We start from the raw sequence: 15,693 nt of genomic DNA on the forward strand, positions 1-15,693 counted from the left end.
GCCATGAAACGTGTTCTCTTTTCTTTGCTGGCCGTTTGTGGATTGAGCATGCCTGACACCGGGCTGGCACAGTCGAATGCAACACTCAATGGTTTAGACACTCAAAACGAGGCATTGGCGTGGCAGGCCGTTGGCCGGCTTGACGCTCAAATGAACGGATTTTGCACGGCCACGTTGATTTCGCCGGAACTGGTACTGACCGCCGCGCATTGCGTGTTTTCAAAGCAGACCAAGAAGGTCATGAAAGGGGGCGCTTTGACGTTCAAGGCGGGACTTCGGAAGGGGACCTCGGTTGCTGAACGCAAAGTGGCGCAGGTCGAAGTTCATCCAGGCTATGACCACTCCCTGGGAACGACCGTGCAGAATGTGCGCCACGATGTCGCCCTGTTGCGGCTTGCGGAGCCGATCCCGACTCATGTGCTCAGCCCGTTTGTAGTACACGGATCTGAAATGACTCATGGCCCGGTGAGTGTTGTTTCCTATGGGCGTGGGCGCGCAGAATTCGCCTCCCGTCAGAGCGCATGCCGCATGTTCGATGAATACCGCGATGTGGTTTTGATGGATTGCGATGTGACCTTCGGATCCTCTGGCGCACCGGTTTTCAACCATAAAAATGGGCGAGGTCAGATCGTTTCTTTGATCTCAAGCATTGGCAAGTTTCGCGGCAAGGATACCAGCTATGGAATGGTTTTGCCGAAACTTGTCGCAGAACTCAAAAAACAAATGCGGGTCAATGCATCGCAGCCAGTCGCAAGTGCACGCCGGATCAAACCAGGCGAGGTGCAAGCAGTTGAACTGGCTTCAGGCGGGGTGAAATTTGTTAGCGCCGGTGGGTCTTGAACGCCGAAAATCTGTCCTTACATCGAGTATGCCGGGGTGCCTTATGAGGGTTCCGGTATAACCCATTGTCGGCGTGTGTCCAAACGGAGCCGCTGACGCGTGATCGCTCAAAAAGAGGATAACACTATGCGTACTTATGATTTTGCACCGCTTTACCGCGCTACTGTCGGTTTTGATCAGATAGCGGATCTGATGGACCGCGTGCTGACAACAGAGGGCACTCAGCCCGCCTATCCGCCTTACAATATAGAAAAGCTGGACGATGATGCATATCGCATTTCCATTGCAGTTGCTGGATTTTCCGATGCGGACCTCTCCGTCGAGGTGCGCCAGAACGCGTTGATCGTTTCCGCCAACAAGGCCGAAGACGACACGGCGCGCAACTATCTACACCGTGGCATTGCGACGCGTGCTTTTGAACGTCGTTTCCATCTGGCGGATCATGTTCAGGTCACCGGTGCGGCGCATGTGGACGGCATGTTGAATATTGATTTGATGCGGGAAGTGCCCGACGCACTGAAACCACGCCAGATTTCGATTTCTTCGACCAAACAGATTCAAAAAGACGTCGTAGACACGAATTCCGTCAACTGATCTTGTAAACCACCTTTGATTTTAGACAGGCCCGAACCTTTGGTTTGGGCCTGTTGTGTTTGTTGCTGAAATTTCCCGTTTAGAGATTGTTAACCTAGGCCCCATATCTGTCGATTGGGTATTGGACAGGTTCTCTTCAATGAGTTGGGACCTGGCAAATGCGGAACACCACGGATCTTCCTGCATCTTGTTTGATTGACGGGTCATGGTCCAAAACTTCGCGTTTAGGTCGTACAAAAAGGAAAAGCGATGGCACATATTTTTTCTTCTGAGCGGCCTGGAAAATCGCTGGTAACGGCCGCCTCGGCAAGTCAGTCCGTGAGTGGATCAAATCTGACCTCGCTCCAAAGCCAGGCAGATCACAGCCCCATCCCTAATCAACTTTCAACACTTCAGCGCGCCGCAGAGCCTGTGCAACGCATGGAGGAAGAAGAATTGCTGCAGGGCAAGGCATCCGGGTCCGCGTTGGCCGTTGACCCCGTGCAACTGCAAACGGATACTGGCGCAGCAAATGGACTACCATCCAACCTGAAAGCCGGGGTCGAAACCTTGTCGGGCGTCGATATGAGCTCTGTTCAGGTACACTATAATTCTGCCAAGCCAGCACAGTTGCAGGCGCACGCCTACGCGCAAGGTCAGTCCATTCACCTTGGTCCCGGTCAAGAGAAGCATTTGCCGCATGAAGCCTGGCATGTCGCGCAACAGGCGCAAGGACGTGTGCAACCCACCATGCAAATGGCTGGGCAACAGATCAATGATGATGTCGGCTTGGAAAGCGAGGCAGACCGAATGGGCGCGAAGGCAGTGCAAGCGGGAAACGCACTGGTTCAGGAATGAGCATTCAATTCGACCCAGGTTGCCGCAACGGACTTTGACCGCGCTATGTCGATACACCAGCCAGCTGTCAGAATAAGCCTTTCGGCGATGCATTGGGCTACTGTTGTTATGCTTCTGGTATTGCTGTCATCACAGGCTGCATTAGCTTCTTGCCGCGCGACGTCGACTGGCACAGGCAAAGCAGACGTGGTTGTGGCCATCCGGGACGCCCCACCCTTCACAGCACGCAGCGACAGCGGCCTGGTCGAAGGGTTTGCCGTCGATATCTGGACCTCTATCGAACACGAATTGATCGCGAACGGATTGATGGTCAAGAGCAACATCATCATGTGCGACGGCATCGACGATCACCTCAGAGCTTTGGCAAATGGCGACGTTGACGTCGTGATATCGCCGCTGACGATCACAGCACAACGCATGCAAGAATTTGATTTTTCACAACAATACCTACAATCAGGTCTGACGTTAGCGCATCGGACGTCGAGCGCCATTGATTTCGCGGCGGCGACAGGTGTCATTATGCAAACGATCTCGCAGCCGGGGGTCATACGCGCCATTCTGGCCTTTCTAGCTATAAACTTGGTTCTTGCGGTATTGATCCGAGCAGCCTTGCGAGCCGGTTCCTCAGAGCAAGAAATTGACAACGGGATTGGTCATTGGTTCGACAGTATGGTCGATGCACTGGTGCGCACGGTTGGGTTAAAAGGGTTGTCAGAAAAATTCCGCACCCGGTGGGGCCGTATGCTCGAAATCTTTATGGCGCTTTTGGGAACTGTGCTGTCAGCTACGATCCTGGGTGTTCTGACAACTGCTTTTGTGGGCTCGATCGGCGGCTATGGCGCAACACCTGCGGCTCGCCTGCCGGATATGCGGGTTGCGACCTTGGAAGGCTCAACCGCACAGGCATTTCTGATCGCGCAATACCCAAAGCCCGAGGTCAACAAAACGCATGCGGTATGTGCTGCAGCGTCAGTGGCGCGCGATATCGACAATTGCCTGGTATATGCATCCTGGGCCGAAGCCGTTGAGGGTTTGGACAAGGGCGAAGTTGATGCGGTGTTGGGAGATTGGGTGGCGCTCACCTATTTGTCGCGGCTCAGTCAATATGTGAACCGCATTTCCGTAGAATCGAAAGTCTACCGCAATGAACCTTACGGTTGGGGAATATCGCGTGACCGCAGCGACTTACGGCGGGGTGTCGACAAAGCCATGATTGAGTTGATGCGCGACCCCAAATGGCGCAAGCGGGTTGAAGCCTATTTGGGCGTTGGCACAGTGGCACCCAACTGATGCTGGATCAAGAAGTAGAGCAAAACGCCATCGGACACTCCACTATTGCCTCCTCCTATCAGGCATATTTTTCGTCTGGTCACTATGACCGGCGCTATCCCAGTCCGAATGAAACAACATGGCGACGCATCTGCGAGACCATTACACCAGAAGCACATCTGATCGATTTTGGCTGTGGCAGCGGTAGGTACCTGATGCGTCTGCAAGGCAGGGTTGATCGCGCTGCGGGTTTTGACATCAGCGCCGCAGCCATCGAGTTGCTTAAGCAACGGGCCAGCCAAAGCGGTTGGGATGATCTGGCCGTCCTCGGACCCCGACCAGATGCAGTGCAGGGTTACATTGAAAAGAATGGTCGTGCAGATGTCATGCTTTGCCTCTTTGGCGTTCTGGGTCACATAGAAGATGCGAAGATGCGCCACGAGGCGCTGCTCCAAATGCACCGCGCGCTGAAGCCAAGAACAGGGCGTTTGCTGATCTCTGTGCCGAATCTGGCTCGGCGTTTTTACACCGAGCAAAAGAACGCCGGACCAGATGCCATGGGCGCAATACGGTATGAACGGCACATGGAGGGCACGCGCGTGGTCTTGCCCTACCAGCTGTTCGATCCTGCACGCTTGCGCAGGGAATTGGCAGCGGCCGGGTTTGAACTACGACGTCTGAATGCAGAAAGTGTTCTGCCTGAAAGCTGGTTGCTGAACAACGGATTGGCGCGCCGGGTCGATGGCGTCATTACGCCACTTTGTCCGGCTCGTTGGGGCTATGGCATCTTTGCCGAGGCGGCGCCGGTGTGATGCAAGCCCTGCGTCTATGCCTGATGGTGCTGCTTTGCTTTGGGCAGCCGGTGGCATCACAAACACCCCCCGTGCCCCGGTCGGAGCGTCAGGCGGAGATACCGGAGAACCCAAGTGGACGGCTGGAACACATCCTGCGCCGTGGAACATTGATTGTAGGTGTCAAAGACGACTATCCGCCCATGGGATTTCGCGACCCTTCTGACGACAGTATCGTTGGGTTTGAGCCGGATATGGCCAAGGCCCTTGCGGATCGCTTGGGTGTTGATCTGGTGTTGGTGCCCGTATCCTCCAGCAATCGCTTAGGCCGGGTCAATCAAGGTCAGGTAGATCTGGTGATCGCCACGATGGGTGATACTGCCGAACGGCGCGGACAGGCCGGGCTAATTCAGCCGAACTACTATGCCAGCGGCGTTGCGCTTTTTGGACCCAGGAACTTGCCTTATTCCGATTGGGGGCAATTGCGTGGTCGGCCTGTGTGTCTGGTGAAAGGGGCGTACTACAACCGTATCCTGGATGATACGTACCTCGTTTCCGCACAGTATTACCCAAGTCCAAGGGATGCGCTTTTGGCGCTCAGGCAGGACGCTTGTGTCGGATGGGCTTTCGATGATGTGGCCCTTGTCAGCCTTGCCGCTGACATCAACACGTCGGAGTTCGCAGTTTCGCTTCCTTCCATCCTGACAGCGCCCTGGGCCGTTGCGGTGGCCCAAGGGGAAGAAGACGCGCATTGGGGGCGATTTGTTTCAGATCTTATTGCGGAGTGGCATGCGAGTGGGAAATTTCTGGAGCTACAGGACAAATGGGGTCTGTTGCCGAACCCTTATCTGACTTCCGCCCAGGACATCTGGTCTCGGCAAGGCGCAGGCGGATATTATTGTAAGCGAGACCCGTCCACAGGTCAGTACAATGCCAATTGTGTCACAACGGATGTGCTGCGCACTGGCGCGCCGCCTGTCGATGAGCCTGATTGGGCGAAGGCTATCGAAAGTGCTACCGGCTGGGATCTGTCGGTGTTTTTTGATGCCTATGATCGCGCAAGGCTTGCGCGCGGGCTTGGTATGACACTTGCTTTGAGTCTTTGCGCCATTTTGGGCGCGTTGACCATCGGGATCACTCTGGGGCTGATCAATGCAAGTCTGAAGGCAGCGGGAGCATGGGCGGGTATTTTCAGGATCCCCGTGCTCGCTGTCATCACACTGGCGCGCATGACCCCTCCGATTCTACAGCTTTACATCGTGTTCTTCGGGCTTGGAGGGCTGATGAGCCATGCTGGCCATATCACGCCGGGCGCCTTTGTGACGGCTGTCCTGATCTTTTCCTTCTATGCGGGTGCCACAAATGCAGTGCTGGTCACGCACGGACTGATGCAAGTGCGCGCCTCTCAAACAAACATAGGCTGGATCCAAGCGCTACCTCTGGCATTAGTCCGGAGCTATGACGGGTTGGTTGCGACCTGCGTGAATATTGTCAAAGCGGCGGGCATGGCCAGTGCGATTGCGCTCACTGAATTGATCGCCACAGTCAATTTGATCATTACCGAAGGAGGCGATGCTACTGTGCTCATGAATGGGTTGCTGGTGCTCTATTTCTGCTTTGTAATGACAGTGCTTTGGGTCTTTCGTGGGATCAAAAGTGCTCTGTTGCATAAACCCACCGGCCGCCCGGTGACGCAGGAAATGGGCGCATGATCGACATTTTGATGCAGCGCACGCCCTACTTGGCCGGTGGTTTTGCAATGAACCTGGTGATTTCGGGCTTATCGATGACACTGGGTACGCTGGCGGGCTTGGTTATTGGCTTGATCCGCGCACGGGGCGGTATTGCGGGTAAGCCTGCGCGACTGGCCACGGATGTCTGCCGCAATGTTCCCAGCTTCGTTCTGATGTTTTACATGGCCTTTATGTTACCCTCTGAGATCGAACTGGGCGATGAGATCTACAAGCTGCCATTGTGGTTCAAAGCCACTCTGGCGCTTACCTTTCCTGTCATCGGATTCACTTCGGATCAAACAGTAGGCTACTTCAGGCAAAAGGCGACCGGGCTAAAAGGGGCGCGCGAAACATTCGTTGTGGCCTGGGTGCAGTACTTCCTGATCATCATCATGGCCTCTGCAACAGCCTCGGTGATAGGTGCAGACGAAATTGTAGGACGTGCCAATATTGTGATCGCCAGCAGTAACAACCCTGCCTTCTTGCTGGTGACTTATTCCTACGTTGCGTCTTGGTTCATTGTAACGGGATTGGTGGTAAGTGGACTAAGCAAGCAATTAGTTCGAGCATAAGTAGGGTTTTGTTAACCAATTTCACCAAAAGATTGCACACTCATGAGTTGATTTTTTGAATCACCTCATCATCGCCAAGCAGATTAATCTTGAAATTAGGAGGTATTGATGTCGGTCGGCGTATCTAGACCTGACACCTCATACTTTACGCATCGCAACGGAGCCACGCCTCGTGATTGATTTGGCGTTGGCCCTTGTCGCTCAGCGGCTGAACAGTCATTTGGCAGCACGCTATGGTGTGCAAGACGAACTGGTGAGCTTGTCGCCATTGATCGACGCAGAAGGCAAACCAACGGCCGACGCGCGCAATCGGCTGGTGATGTTTCTGACCAATATCGCGCAGGACACAAGCAACCGGTCCGCTGGCGTTAGTCGAAGATCGGCGCAGGTTGTGCAAGCGCAGCCCATCCATCTTGATATCTATTTCATGTTGGCATCGGCCTATGACGCGGATACCTATGCAGAGGGGCTTAAGCTGATTTCTGCTGCGCTAACATTTTTTCAAGCGAACTCAGTTTTGACGCCGCGCAATACGCCGGACATGCCGGCAGGTTTAACCCAACTGAGCCTCGACATTGCGAACCTGAAAGTCGAGGAAATGAGCCAGATGTGGGGTAATCTCGGTGGGCGCTATGTACCATCCATAATGTTCAAAATGCGATCAGTCATTATCGATGCGTCTGCTGTTTCCGAGGTTGTGCCACTGGTCACCCGACCGGGTCAATCGGTGCTGCCGGGCGAGGTGGCGTCCTGATGGCATATCGACAAGTTCTGACGCTGACACTTTCACATGACTACTATGGATCGGCCGCGATGCCGCTTCGGGTGGCTCCCACTGATGCGTCTGCATTCAAAAAGACCGGACTGCTGCTGCGCAACAATTCAATTGGTACTGTGGTTCTGGCGGACGATGCGGACACCGTTCCCGAGGTGCTCGCTTTAGACGTGCTGGTATCGTCACCGGAAGGGTTTGTTGTCACCAAGGGCGCCGATTGGGGCAATATACTGGTTTTTGATGTTGCAACAGAGATCTTTGAATTTGACCCTGCGCAGGCGCAAGCAATACTGCCGCAATCGTCGGCCAAATGCCTCGCACGCCTCAACATTGCGATCTACGAAGATCAGGCGCGCAGCTGTCATCTGCATTTTAGCACGGTTGAAGCGCTCTGGGCCTATCACGTTACCGGGGCGCAAAGCTCCGATGATCTCGAGGTTGTGGATCCCAAGGCGCAAACCACGTTTTCATCCCAAGGTGCCGTGACCTTGCCGGATGGCCGGCAGGCGCTCGTAATTCGGTCCGACGACCCTTTGCCTGCCCAGGCGCGTCCTGATCAGAAATTTGCTTTACAACGGCCCAGTGCGTTCGGGCCTGAAACACTTGTACCAGTCCTTCCCGCAGCGGGGATTTCGTTCAAACCGATCGACCAACAGCCAGGCGTCGCTGCACGCCTGCAATCAGACATTTACGTCTCACTATGGTGAAGGAGATCCGAAGATGGCCATGAAGACGCCGGGCGTTTACATCGTTGAGAAAAACGCATTCCCCAATTCGGTTGTGCAGGTTGCAACCGCCGTTCCGGCCTTTGTTGGCTATACCGAGAAAGCGATGAACGGCAACGTATCGTTGTCCAACACGCCTTGGCGCATCACGTCGATGTCGGAATTCCACAGCTATTTCGGCTTTGCGCCCGATCCGAAGTTTGAAATCGTCCCTTGGGCTGAATTTGATGACGTCTCGCCTCTGTCTGCCGAAGGGGCAGCCAAACCCGCTGCCCTGCCGCGCGCCAAATTTACCACACAAGGGCCTCAGGGTTCTGAAGCATATGAACTGGTCCAGTCCAACAAAGCCTATGCGCTCTATGGAGCGATGCGGTTGTTCTTCCAAAATGGTGGCGGGGCTTGCTACATCGTTTCAGTGGGCACCTACGCCGATGACGAGATCGATGCCAATAAAATCATGGCTGGTATTTCTCTGCTGAAAAAAGAACCCGAACCCACTATGCTCGTGATCCCGGAAACCACCCGGATGGTGCGGCAGAACGCGGTCAAAGTGCAACAGGCCATGCTCAAGCACTGCGGATCGGATATGAAAAACCGCTTTGCCATTCTCGATATCTCCGGCGGCCATCTGGCGCAGGCGGACCCATTGGGCAACCCGGTTGCGACATTCCGAAATGACATCGGCATCAATGATCTGGATTTCGGCACCGCCTATTATCCATGGGTGGACACGTCCATTTTCCAGTCGCGCGATTTCAACTTTGAAAACATCGATCCCAAGAGCCGGAAGATGTTGATCGGATTGATGAAGCGGAGCGTCAAACGTGATCCGGAAATTTCGCCAGAGATTGACCGGGTGGGTGCACCCGTTTTGGCTGGCGATTTCACCCTTTCGGTCACACGCGGTGGGACGATAGCAGTCACAGAAAAAGATGTCGTATCGACCGACGATGATACAGGCGATGAAGATCTGGTCTATCAGCTTGATGGCGGCACCGATGATATGGCGGGCGCATTGCAGGTTGATGGAGCGGATGCGACCACTTTCACACAGGCCGATCTGAAAGCCGGCAAGGTTTCCTATGTGCATGCGGCCAAGAGCGGCAACAAAGGTAAATTCGATCTGATTGTCACTGACAAGAACGGTATTGCCACGGATGCCAAGACCATTGACGTCGAGGTTGTCGGCGGTTTGCTCGATCCGAGCGCCGTCGAGGCAGGCACCGCCGTGGAGATCAACGTGCCTGCAGATCATCCGGAAGCGGATAAAGCCACGGTTAAACTCATCGATTCTGATGATGCAGATGGCAAGGCGAAGTCACAAAAAGGCGTGGGCGACTGGACGGTCGGCAATGCTGGAAAGGTGACCTTCAAACCCGATCCTGAATTCGCGGGTCCTGAGGCCGTGGTCAGTTATACGATCGTCGGCGGTGACGGAGTCGAAACCGCTCCTGCCTTGTTGCGTGTGTTGATGGATGGTCCAGTGACCGGACCTGTGTTTGATAATCCTTCGGCGGCGACAATCGACAAAACTCTGCGGGCCACAGTGCCGCTCTATTCGGATGTGATGAACGAAATCACTGCCTATATGAACGGTATGCCGCCCGCGGCGGCGATGGCCGGGATATACACTGCCGTTGACGCCAATCGAGGTGTCTGGAAAGCGCCAGCGAATGTATCCGTGAACTCGGTGGTTGCACCCAAGGTCAACATCAACCACGAAGAGCAGGAAAATCTCAACGTCTCGACAACGGGCAAATCGATCAACGCGATCCGGCCATTTGTGGGCGAGGGTACATTGGTCTGGGGCGCGCGTACGCTGGATGGTAACAGTCTCGACTGGCGCTATATCAATGTGCGCCGGACCATGATCATGATCGAGGAATCCATCCGGCTTGCCTCCAAGGCCTATGTGTTTGAGCCCAACAACGCCCAGACATGGGTGACCATGCGCTCGATGATTGAAAATTTCCTGACATCAGTCTGGAAAGCGGGCGGTCTGGCAGGTGCCGTTCCCACGGATGCCTTCAGTGTTCATGTGGGGCTCGGCGAAACAATGACCCCGGTTGATATTCTCGAAGGCATTTTGCGGATCACCGTTTTGGTGGCCGTGACGCGCCCTGCGGAATTCATCGAAGTCACCTTCCAGCAGCAAATGCAGAAATCGTAATAGACGACATCATATAAAGGACGACAGATATGGCAGATGATGGTTCCGCGCAAACGCAGGCGGTCTGGCCCCTCCCGAAGTTCCACTTTCAAGTCAAATGGGACGACACGGAATTGGCATTCCAAGAGGTGTCCGGCCTGGATATAGAAACCCAGCCACTGGAATACCGCGCTGGCAACAACCCGGTGTTTTCCACGATCAAGATGCCTGGCATGCTGAAGACGGGCAACATCACGATGAAGAAAGGCGTTTTTGTCAAGGACAATGCCATTTGGGATTGGTTTGCTGAGATTAAGATGAACACGATCAAACGCAAGGCGCTGACGATTTCATTGTTAGATGAGGCACAGGCGCCGACCATGGTTTGGAAAGTGCAAAACGCGTTTCCAGTCAAGGTCACGGGCACGGATCTCAAGGCAGAAGGCAACGAGGTGGCTGTAGAGAGCATCGAGATTGCGCACGAAGGCTTCGTGATCGAGAACGCATAATCTCATGAACTTGATGGACCCTCCTGTAGCGTTTCATTTCTCGGTGTCATTTGTGGGCTTACTCCCGCCTGTGCCCGACATGGCGTTCCAGGAGGTCTCCGGCCTTGAAAGCTCAATCGATCTTGAGCCCTTGGTTGAAGGTGGCGAAAACCGTTTTGTGCATCAATTGCCCAAGTCGGTGAAACATCCCAATTTGGTACTGAAACGCGCCGTCACGACAATGGCCAGTGGTTTGGTCCTATGGTGTAAGTCAACGCTGGAGGGGGATTTCTCCGAAGCCATTGTGCCCAAAGATCTGGTGGTTTCATTGTTGAATGAAAATCGCATTCCGGTGGCCACATGGTCGATTGGAAACGCCTATCCGATCAAGTGGTCGGTGAGCAATCTGGACGCGATGAAGAACGAACTCGCGATTGAAACAATCGAATTTTCTTACACAACGTTGAAGCGGATGATGTGATGGCAGTTGAAATCGGCAGTCTTGTTGTGCGCGGTACCTTTGGCCAACCTGCGGACAAGGTAGGCATCAGCGCACAGGACCTGGAAGAGCAGATGTTGATCCTGCGCAGCACAATATTGGAAGAGATGCGTGACATGATGGACGAGGCGGAACGCCGCGCGCGGGACAGGTAGAGCGTGGCCAAGCTGAAGATCATTCGCTGCAAGATCAATAATGATCGGATTGAAGAGCAATCCGGTGAGGACAATATTTTTGAAGCAACAATCAATCCGGAGAAATATACCCATAAAATGGGTCTGAAATATGCCGGCACATCGCCGGCGGGCGGTGCTGGCGCCATTGGCAAGTCAGCGGCGATCACCAAGTTCGCCAGTACCGAGCCGGAAAAGCTCGACTTCTCCATCACATTGGATGGCACGGGCGTCGTGGCAGACACGCGCGACGTCACCGTGGCGGAGCAAATCACCAAACTGCGCGACATTGCCTATGACTACGATGGGGAAACCCACGAACCAAATCCGGTTAAAGTGGTTTGGGGCGATGGACTGGAGGCTTTTTTCGGGCGTCTTACCAGTTTTTCAGTTGATTATACACTATTTCACCCGGAAGGAGCTGCGCTGCGCGCCAAAATTACGCTGGCTTTTGTTGAGGCTATTACGGAAGCCCAAGAAGCGCGTGAGGCGGGGCGATCATCGCCTGACATGACCCATATGGTGCGTGTTCGGCAGGGCGACACATTGCCGTTGCTGTGTCAGAAGATCTACAGTGACGCGACACGATATCTGGAAGTGGCCCGCCTCAATAACCTTGATAGTTTTCGCACGCTGACGCCAAATACGCTTTTGCGTTTTCCGCCAGTGAGGTGAAGCATGGCTGATAGTCCGACAAAAGATACCGATGGTCCAGTTGGGGTGAGCCTCAAGGTAAATGGCAGCCCCGCAGCAGATACGCTGATGATCGCGTCTGTCAAAGTTTACAAGCAAATTGGCCGCATCCCGGAGGCCGTCGTGACCATAGAAACGGGCTCTGTGGCAGAGAACGAGTTTGACGATATCGACGGGTCGTTCTTCGATTTGGGAAATGAGATTGAGGTCTCCGCATTTTATGGATCAGGGGAAGCGGGGGAGCTTTTCAAGGGCGTCATCTACGCCAAAAGAATGCGCATCCGAGGGGTAACGCCGCCGCAGCTGATCCTGACTTGCCGTGACAAGGCCACAGTTTTGAACGTCGTCAAAAAGACAGCGCAATTCACTCAACAAAAAGACAGCGACGCGATGAGCCAGATCATCGAAGGTGCGGGGCTAACTGCGGATATCACGGCCACCCAGATGAGCGTCCAGGACCAACTACAGCATAACACGACGGATTGGGATTTTTTGCGCCTGCTCGCGGATCGCAATGGCTATGTGCTGGTGACAGACGGCGGTACGGTTAAGGCGGATGCGCCCGACACCAGCAGTGCCGCGGTTCTGACGCTGACCTTGGGTGTTGATATCATCTCTTTCGATGCGGCGGCAGATACAAGTGGTTTGATTGGTGGGGCTTCTGGCATCGCGTGGGATGCTACCGCGCAAGCTACAGTTTCCAGCAAAAACGACGCCCCGCCAGATTTGACTTGGGGGGATCTCACAGACAAAAAACTCTCCGATGTGATCGGCGGGCCGGAGCATATTTTTGCGACGCCCGACATCATTGAGCCCGCCGACATCGGGGTCATGGTCACGGCGCGCAAAATGCGGTCTTCATTATCGGCTTTACAGGGACGTTGCTCATTCGTGGGCAGTGCACTGCCGCTGCCCAACACCGTGATCGAGTTAACTGGTGTGGGGGAGCGCTTTGGCGGCAATGCCTATATTGGCGGCGTCGAGCACAGCATCGAAGGCGGCGAGTGGACCACCGAGGTGATCATGGGCTTGCCGGACAGGTGGCGTACAGACAATCCTGAACCAGGGGGGGCCGAAGCCGCCGGTCTCACTGCCCCGATCCGCGGTTTGCAGATCGGTAAGGTCACCAAGATTGTGGAAGACCCAGACAGTCGGTTGCGCGTCCAAGTGAACCTGCCGTTGTTCGGCGAAGAGGACACATTAGTCTGGGCGCGGTTCGCAGCGCCCTATTCAACGGCGCAGGCTGGCATCCAGTTCATGCCTGAAATAGACGACGAAGTGGTTGTGGCCTTTCTGAACGCTGACCCCAATGCGCCAGTGATCCTTGGATCGCTGCACAACGGATCGAACGCGCAACCCTATGCCCCGGACGAACCTAACACTTTCAAAGGTATCGTCAGCAAATCACTGATGAAAATCGAGTTTGAAGACGAAAAGAAAATCCTTACGGTCGAAACCCCGGGAGGGCATAGCCTGGTGTTGGATGATGACGCGAAAACCATCACCATCACCGACAGCACCGGCAATTCAATGGAGATGGCCGAAAGCGGTATCACCCTTGATAGTCCCGGCGACATTAACCTGACGGCCACAGGGAATATTTCAATGAAGGCCACAGGGGACGCGAGTCTCGAAGGGATGAATGTCAATCTGACAGCGAATACGCAGTTGAAGGCAATGGGCAACGCAGGAGCAGAATTCTCTTCCAGCGGTCAGGCTGTCGTCAAAGGCGCCATTGTGATGATCAACTAGGAGGAAAAGCCATGCCACCCGCCGCCAGACTAACCGACATGCAAACCTGCCCTATGATCACCGGTATTGTCCCCCATGTGGGCGGACCGATCATTGGCCCAGGCGAAGCGACGGTTTTGATCGCAAGCATGCCAGCTGCCGTGGTCGGCGACAATTGCACATGTGTTGGTCCGCCTGCGACGATTGTCAAAGGTTCGGCCACTGTGATGATCGGGGGCAAACCCGCTGCCCGCATGGGGGATACCACGTCTCACGGCGGGTCGATCGTGCTCGGTGCACCGACCGTGGTGATCGGCGGATAAGATGAAGCAGAATGATCCCTCCTTCCTGGGTCGTGGTTGGTCTTTCCCGCCGCGCTTTGATGGTCACACAGGGCAGGCATACCTGTCGCAAGGCGAAGAGGATATTGTTGAAAGCCTGCGCGTCTTGTTGGAAACCCGCCCAGGCGAGCGCGTGATGCATCCGACCTATGGCTGCAAATTGCACGATCTGGTTTTTGAACCGATGAACGGAGAAACCAGGGCGGCCATTCGGGTTGCGATCACCCAGGCGATCTTGTTTTTTGAACCGCGCATCACTTTAAAATCCGTCGCAGTGACAACCCGCGACTGGACCGGCGGTGTTCTGAGGATTGAGCTGGCCTACACGGTCAATCAGACGAACACGCGTCACAACATGGTCTTTCCTTACTACATAAACGAAGGCACGCTGGTTTCCGGCATGCCTGTACCTCTATCGTGATCGCGCGCGTGCTGGTGGATTTTGCACAGCAAATAGGTGTCCGCGTCGCTGGCCGGCGGATCCTTGTGGGTGTGACCGCGTCTGCTCTGGCGCTGACCAGCTGCGGGCCCATCGAAGCATTTAAATCCAGCAGCATCGGGGAAAGGCTGGGCCTCGCACCCATTGCACCTTGCGAGGTGACAAAGCTGGAAGGTAAGCGTTTGATCGGCGCTTATCTGCGGCAAGTAACGGCCACAGAAGGTTACGACATGTTCACCATCACTGGTGTTCCTCGTAACAGTGGTTTGCCGCGCAATCTGACATTCGATGACAGCAAAATCCGCCGGTTGTCGTTGTCTGCGGAGGGTAACCTGTCGGGATCACGGCGGTCGGTTGTAACACCGGGCAGCGGATTCCCTGATGCAGGGACATTGCCCGCTGTCTATGACATGGCGTACCGAGCCGAAGGGATTGACTATGCCGGTCCTCTTGTGGTCGGGCAAAGCGCCACGGGTTTTGAAATCCCGACTACCGGTCGCACGCTCTATACCGGCGCAGTCCAGTTTTCGATGACCCGTTTCTTTGAAGACGGCTCGGTTGAAACTTCTACCGCGCAAGGCAGGTTCAATGTTGACATCGGCTACGGGTCCGGCCGCGCGCGTTTCACGGCGACGGCGTTGGAAAATTCAACCGAGGCGGACGTACCGTTTGAAAGCCTGACATGGTCCAATCTTGGCATCTGCGGTACGCGCGTTGTTAGCAGCGGACAAGGCAGCGTCAAAACCGTATCTGCAGAGGGGCGTACAACCAGTCCGTTTGTGATAGGTCGCGATGTCGCGCCCGCGCGGTCAAGTTTCGAGTCAATGCAATTTGCGAGCAAGGATCGACCAGCGCCACCTGACGCGTTTGGCGGTATTTTCTCGATTGAGAGCGACGTGGGGACCCTTTCGGCGGTGTTCCTGTCGGATAGATCTCCTTGAACGAGTATCTTTTTCTTGCGCAAAACCTGAGGTTGATACACTCTAATGCTGGAGGAATTTAGCTTGCTGATTACTGGACCAAAGGGTGCCTCCGCGCGGTGGA

18 protein-coding genes are annotated in these 15,693 nt (G+C 54.8%); all 18 read left to right on the forward strand.

What is annotated here, in order from left to right; genetic code table 11:
- Nucleotides 1-3: 3 nt before the first annotated feature.
- The 18 genes from AB8B75_RS14435 to AB8B75_RS14520 all read left to right on the forward strand — a co-directional run bounded on the left by AB8B75_RS14435 (nucleotide 4) and on the right by AB8B75_RS14520 (nucleotide 15,590).
- A complete protein-coding gene (locus AB8B75_RS14435; protein WP_405363271.1) occupies nucleotides 4-840 on the forward strand; it encodes a trypsin-like serine peptidase in 837 nt (278 codons plus the stop codon).
- A 126-nt stretch (nucleotides 841-966) separates the two neighbouring features.
- Complete coding sequence (locus tag AB8B75_RS14440; protein ID WP_405363272.1) at nucleotides 967-1,434, forward strand: Hsp20 family protein; 468 nt, start codon at nucleotides 967-969, stop codon at nucleotides 1,432-1,434.
- Between the two features lie 249 nt (nucleotides 1,435-1,683).
- Nucleotides 1,684-2,271 carry a DUF4157 domain-containing protein gene (locus tag AB8B75_RS14445; RefSeq protein ID WP_405363274.1) on the forward strand — a complete coding sequence of 196 codons (588 nt, stop codon included), beginning with the start codon at nucleotides 1,684-1,686 and terminating at the stop codon, nucleotides 2,269-2,271.
- Nucleotides 2,272-2,379: 108 nt separating this feature from the next.
- The gene (locus AB8B75_RS14450) at nucleotides 2,380-3,561 is read left to right on the forward strand and encodes a substrate-binding periplasmic protein (protein ID WP_405363276.1); all 1,182 of its coding nucleotides are present in this window, start codon (nucleotides 2,380-2,382) and stop codon (nucleotides 3,559-3,561) included.
- Nucleotides 3,561-4,352, forward strand: coding sequence for a class I SAM-dependent methyltransferase (locus AB8B75_RS14455; protein ID WP_405363277.1), 792 nt, complete (start codon nucleotides 3,561-3,563; stop codon nucleotides 4,350-4,352). The genes AB8B75_RS14450 and AB8B75_RS14455 overlap by 1 nt, the downstream gene beginning before the upstream one ends.
- On the forward strand, nucleotides 4,352-6,043 hold the full coding sequence (locus AB8B75_RS14460; RefSeq protein ID WP_405363381.1) for a transporter substrate-binding domain-containing protein: 1,692 nt from the start codon (nucleotides 4,352-4,354) through the stop codon (nucleotides 6,041-6,043). Before AB8B75_RS14455 ends, AB8B75_RS14460 begins: the two co-directional genes overlap by 1 nt.
- The gene (locus AB8B75_RS14465) at nucleotides 6,040-6,636 is read left to right on the forward strand and encodes a hypothetical protein (protein WP_405363279.1); all 597 of its coding nucleotides are present in this window, start codon (nucleotides 6,040-6,042) and stop codon (nucleotides 6,634-6,636) included. Before AB8B75_RS14460 ends, AB8B75_RS14465 begins: the two co-directional genes overlap by 4 nt.
- A 172-nt stretch (nucleotides 6,637-6,808) precedes the next feature.
- Nucleotides 6,809-7,390 carry a DUF4255 domain-containing protein gene (locus AB8B75_RS14470; protein WP_405363281.1) on the forward strand — a complete coding sequence of 194 codons (582 nt, stop codon included), beginning with the start codon at nucleotides 6,809-6,811 and terminating at the stop codon, nucleotides 7,388-7,390.
- A complete protein-coding gene (locus tag AB8B75_RS14475; protein ID WP_405363283.1) occupies nucleotides 7,390-8,118 on the forward strand; it encodes a hypothetical protein in 729 nt (242 codons plus the stop codon). The genes AB8B75_RS14470 and AB8B75_RS14475 overlap by 1 nt, the downstream gene beginning before the upstream one ends.
- Nucleotides 8,119-8,131: 13 nt before the next feature.
- The gene (locus AB8B75_RS14480) at nucleotides 8,132-10,306 is read left to right on the forward strand and encodes a cadherin-like domain-containing protein (protein ID WP_405363285.1); all 2,175 of its coding nucleotides are present in this window, start codon (nucleotides 8,132-8,134) and stop codon (nucleotides 10,304-10,306) included.
- Nucleotides 10,307-10,335: 29 nt separating this feature from the next.
- Complete coding sequence (locus AB8B75_RS14485; protein WP_405363286.1) at nucleotides 10,336-10,794, forward strand: phage tail protein; 459 nt, start codon at nucleotides 10,336-10,338, stop codon at nucleotides 10,792-10,794.
- Nucleotides 10,795-10,798: 4 nt separating this feature from the next.
- Nucleotides 10,799-11,254 (forward strand): phage tail protein, encoded by a 456-nt coding sequence (locus AB8B75_RS14490; RefSeq protein WP_405363288.1) that lies wholly within the window; start codon nucleotides 10,799-10,801, stop codon nucleotides 11,252-11,254.
- Complete coding sequence (locus AB8B75_RS14495; protein WP_405363289.1) at nucleotides 11,254-11,427, forward strand: hypothetical protein; 174 nt, start codon at nucleotides 11,254-11,256, stop codon at nucleotides 11,425-11,427. Before AB8B75_RS14490 ends, AB8B75_RS14495 begins: the two co-directional genes overlap by 1 nt.
- A gap of 3 nt (nucleotides 11,428-11,430) precedes the next feature.
- A complete protein-coding gene (locus AB8B75_RS14500; RefSeq protein WP_405363290.1) occupies nucleotides 11,431-12,120 on the forward strand; it encodes a peptidoglycan-binding protein in 690 nt (229 codons plus the stop codon).
- A 3-nt stretch (nucleotides 12,121-12,123) separates the two neighbouring features.
- On the forward strand, nucleotides 12,124-13,890 hold the full coding sequence (locus tag AB8B75_RS14505) for a phage baseplate assembly protein V (protein ID WP_405363292.1): 1,767 nt from the start codon (nucleotides 12,124-12,126) through the stop codon (nucleotides 13,888-13,890).
- Between the two features lie 11 nt (nucleotides 13,891-13,901).
- A complete protein-coding gene (locus tag AB8B75_RS14510; RefSeq protein ID WP_405363294.1) occupies nucleotides 13,902-14,192 on the forward strand; it encodes a PAAR domain-containing protein in 291 nt (96 codons plus the stop codon).
- Nucleotide 14,193: 1 nt separating this feature from the next.
- Nucleotides 14,194-14,631 carry a GPW/gp25 family protein gene (locus AB8B75_RS14515; RefSeq protein WP_405363296.1) on the forward strand — a complete coding sequence of 146 codons (438 nt, stop codon included), beginning with the start codon at nucleotides 14,194-14,196 and terminating at the stop codon, nucleotides 14,629-14,631.
- A gap of 8 nt (nucleotides 14,632-14,639) precedes the next feature.
- Nucleotides 14,640-15,590: a hypothetical protein gene (locus tag AB8B75_RS14520; protein ID WP_405363297.1), complete on the forward strand. Its 951-nt coding sequence runs from the start codon at nucleotides 14,640-14,642 to the stop codon at nucleotides 15,588-15,590.
- The last annotated feature ends 103 nt before the right edge of the window (nucleotides 15,591-15,693 follow it).

The sequence above is a fragment of the Roseobacter sp. genome, from assembly GCF_045106495.1.
Taxonomy (GTDB): domain Bacteria; phylum Pseudomonadota; class Alphaproteobacteria; order Rhodobacterales; family Rhodobacteraceae; genus Roseobacter.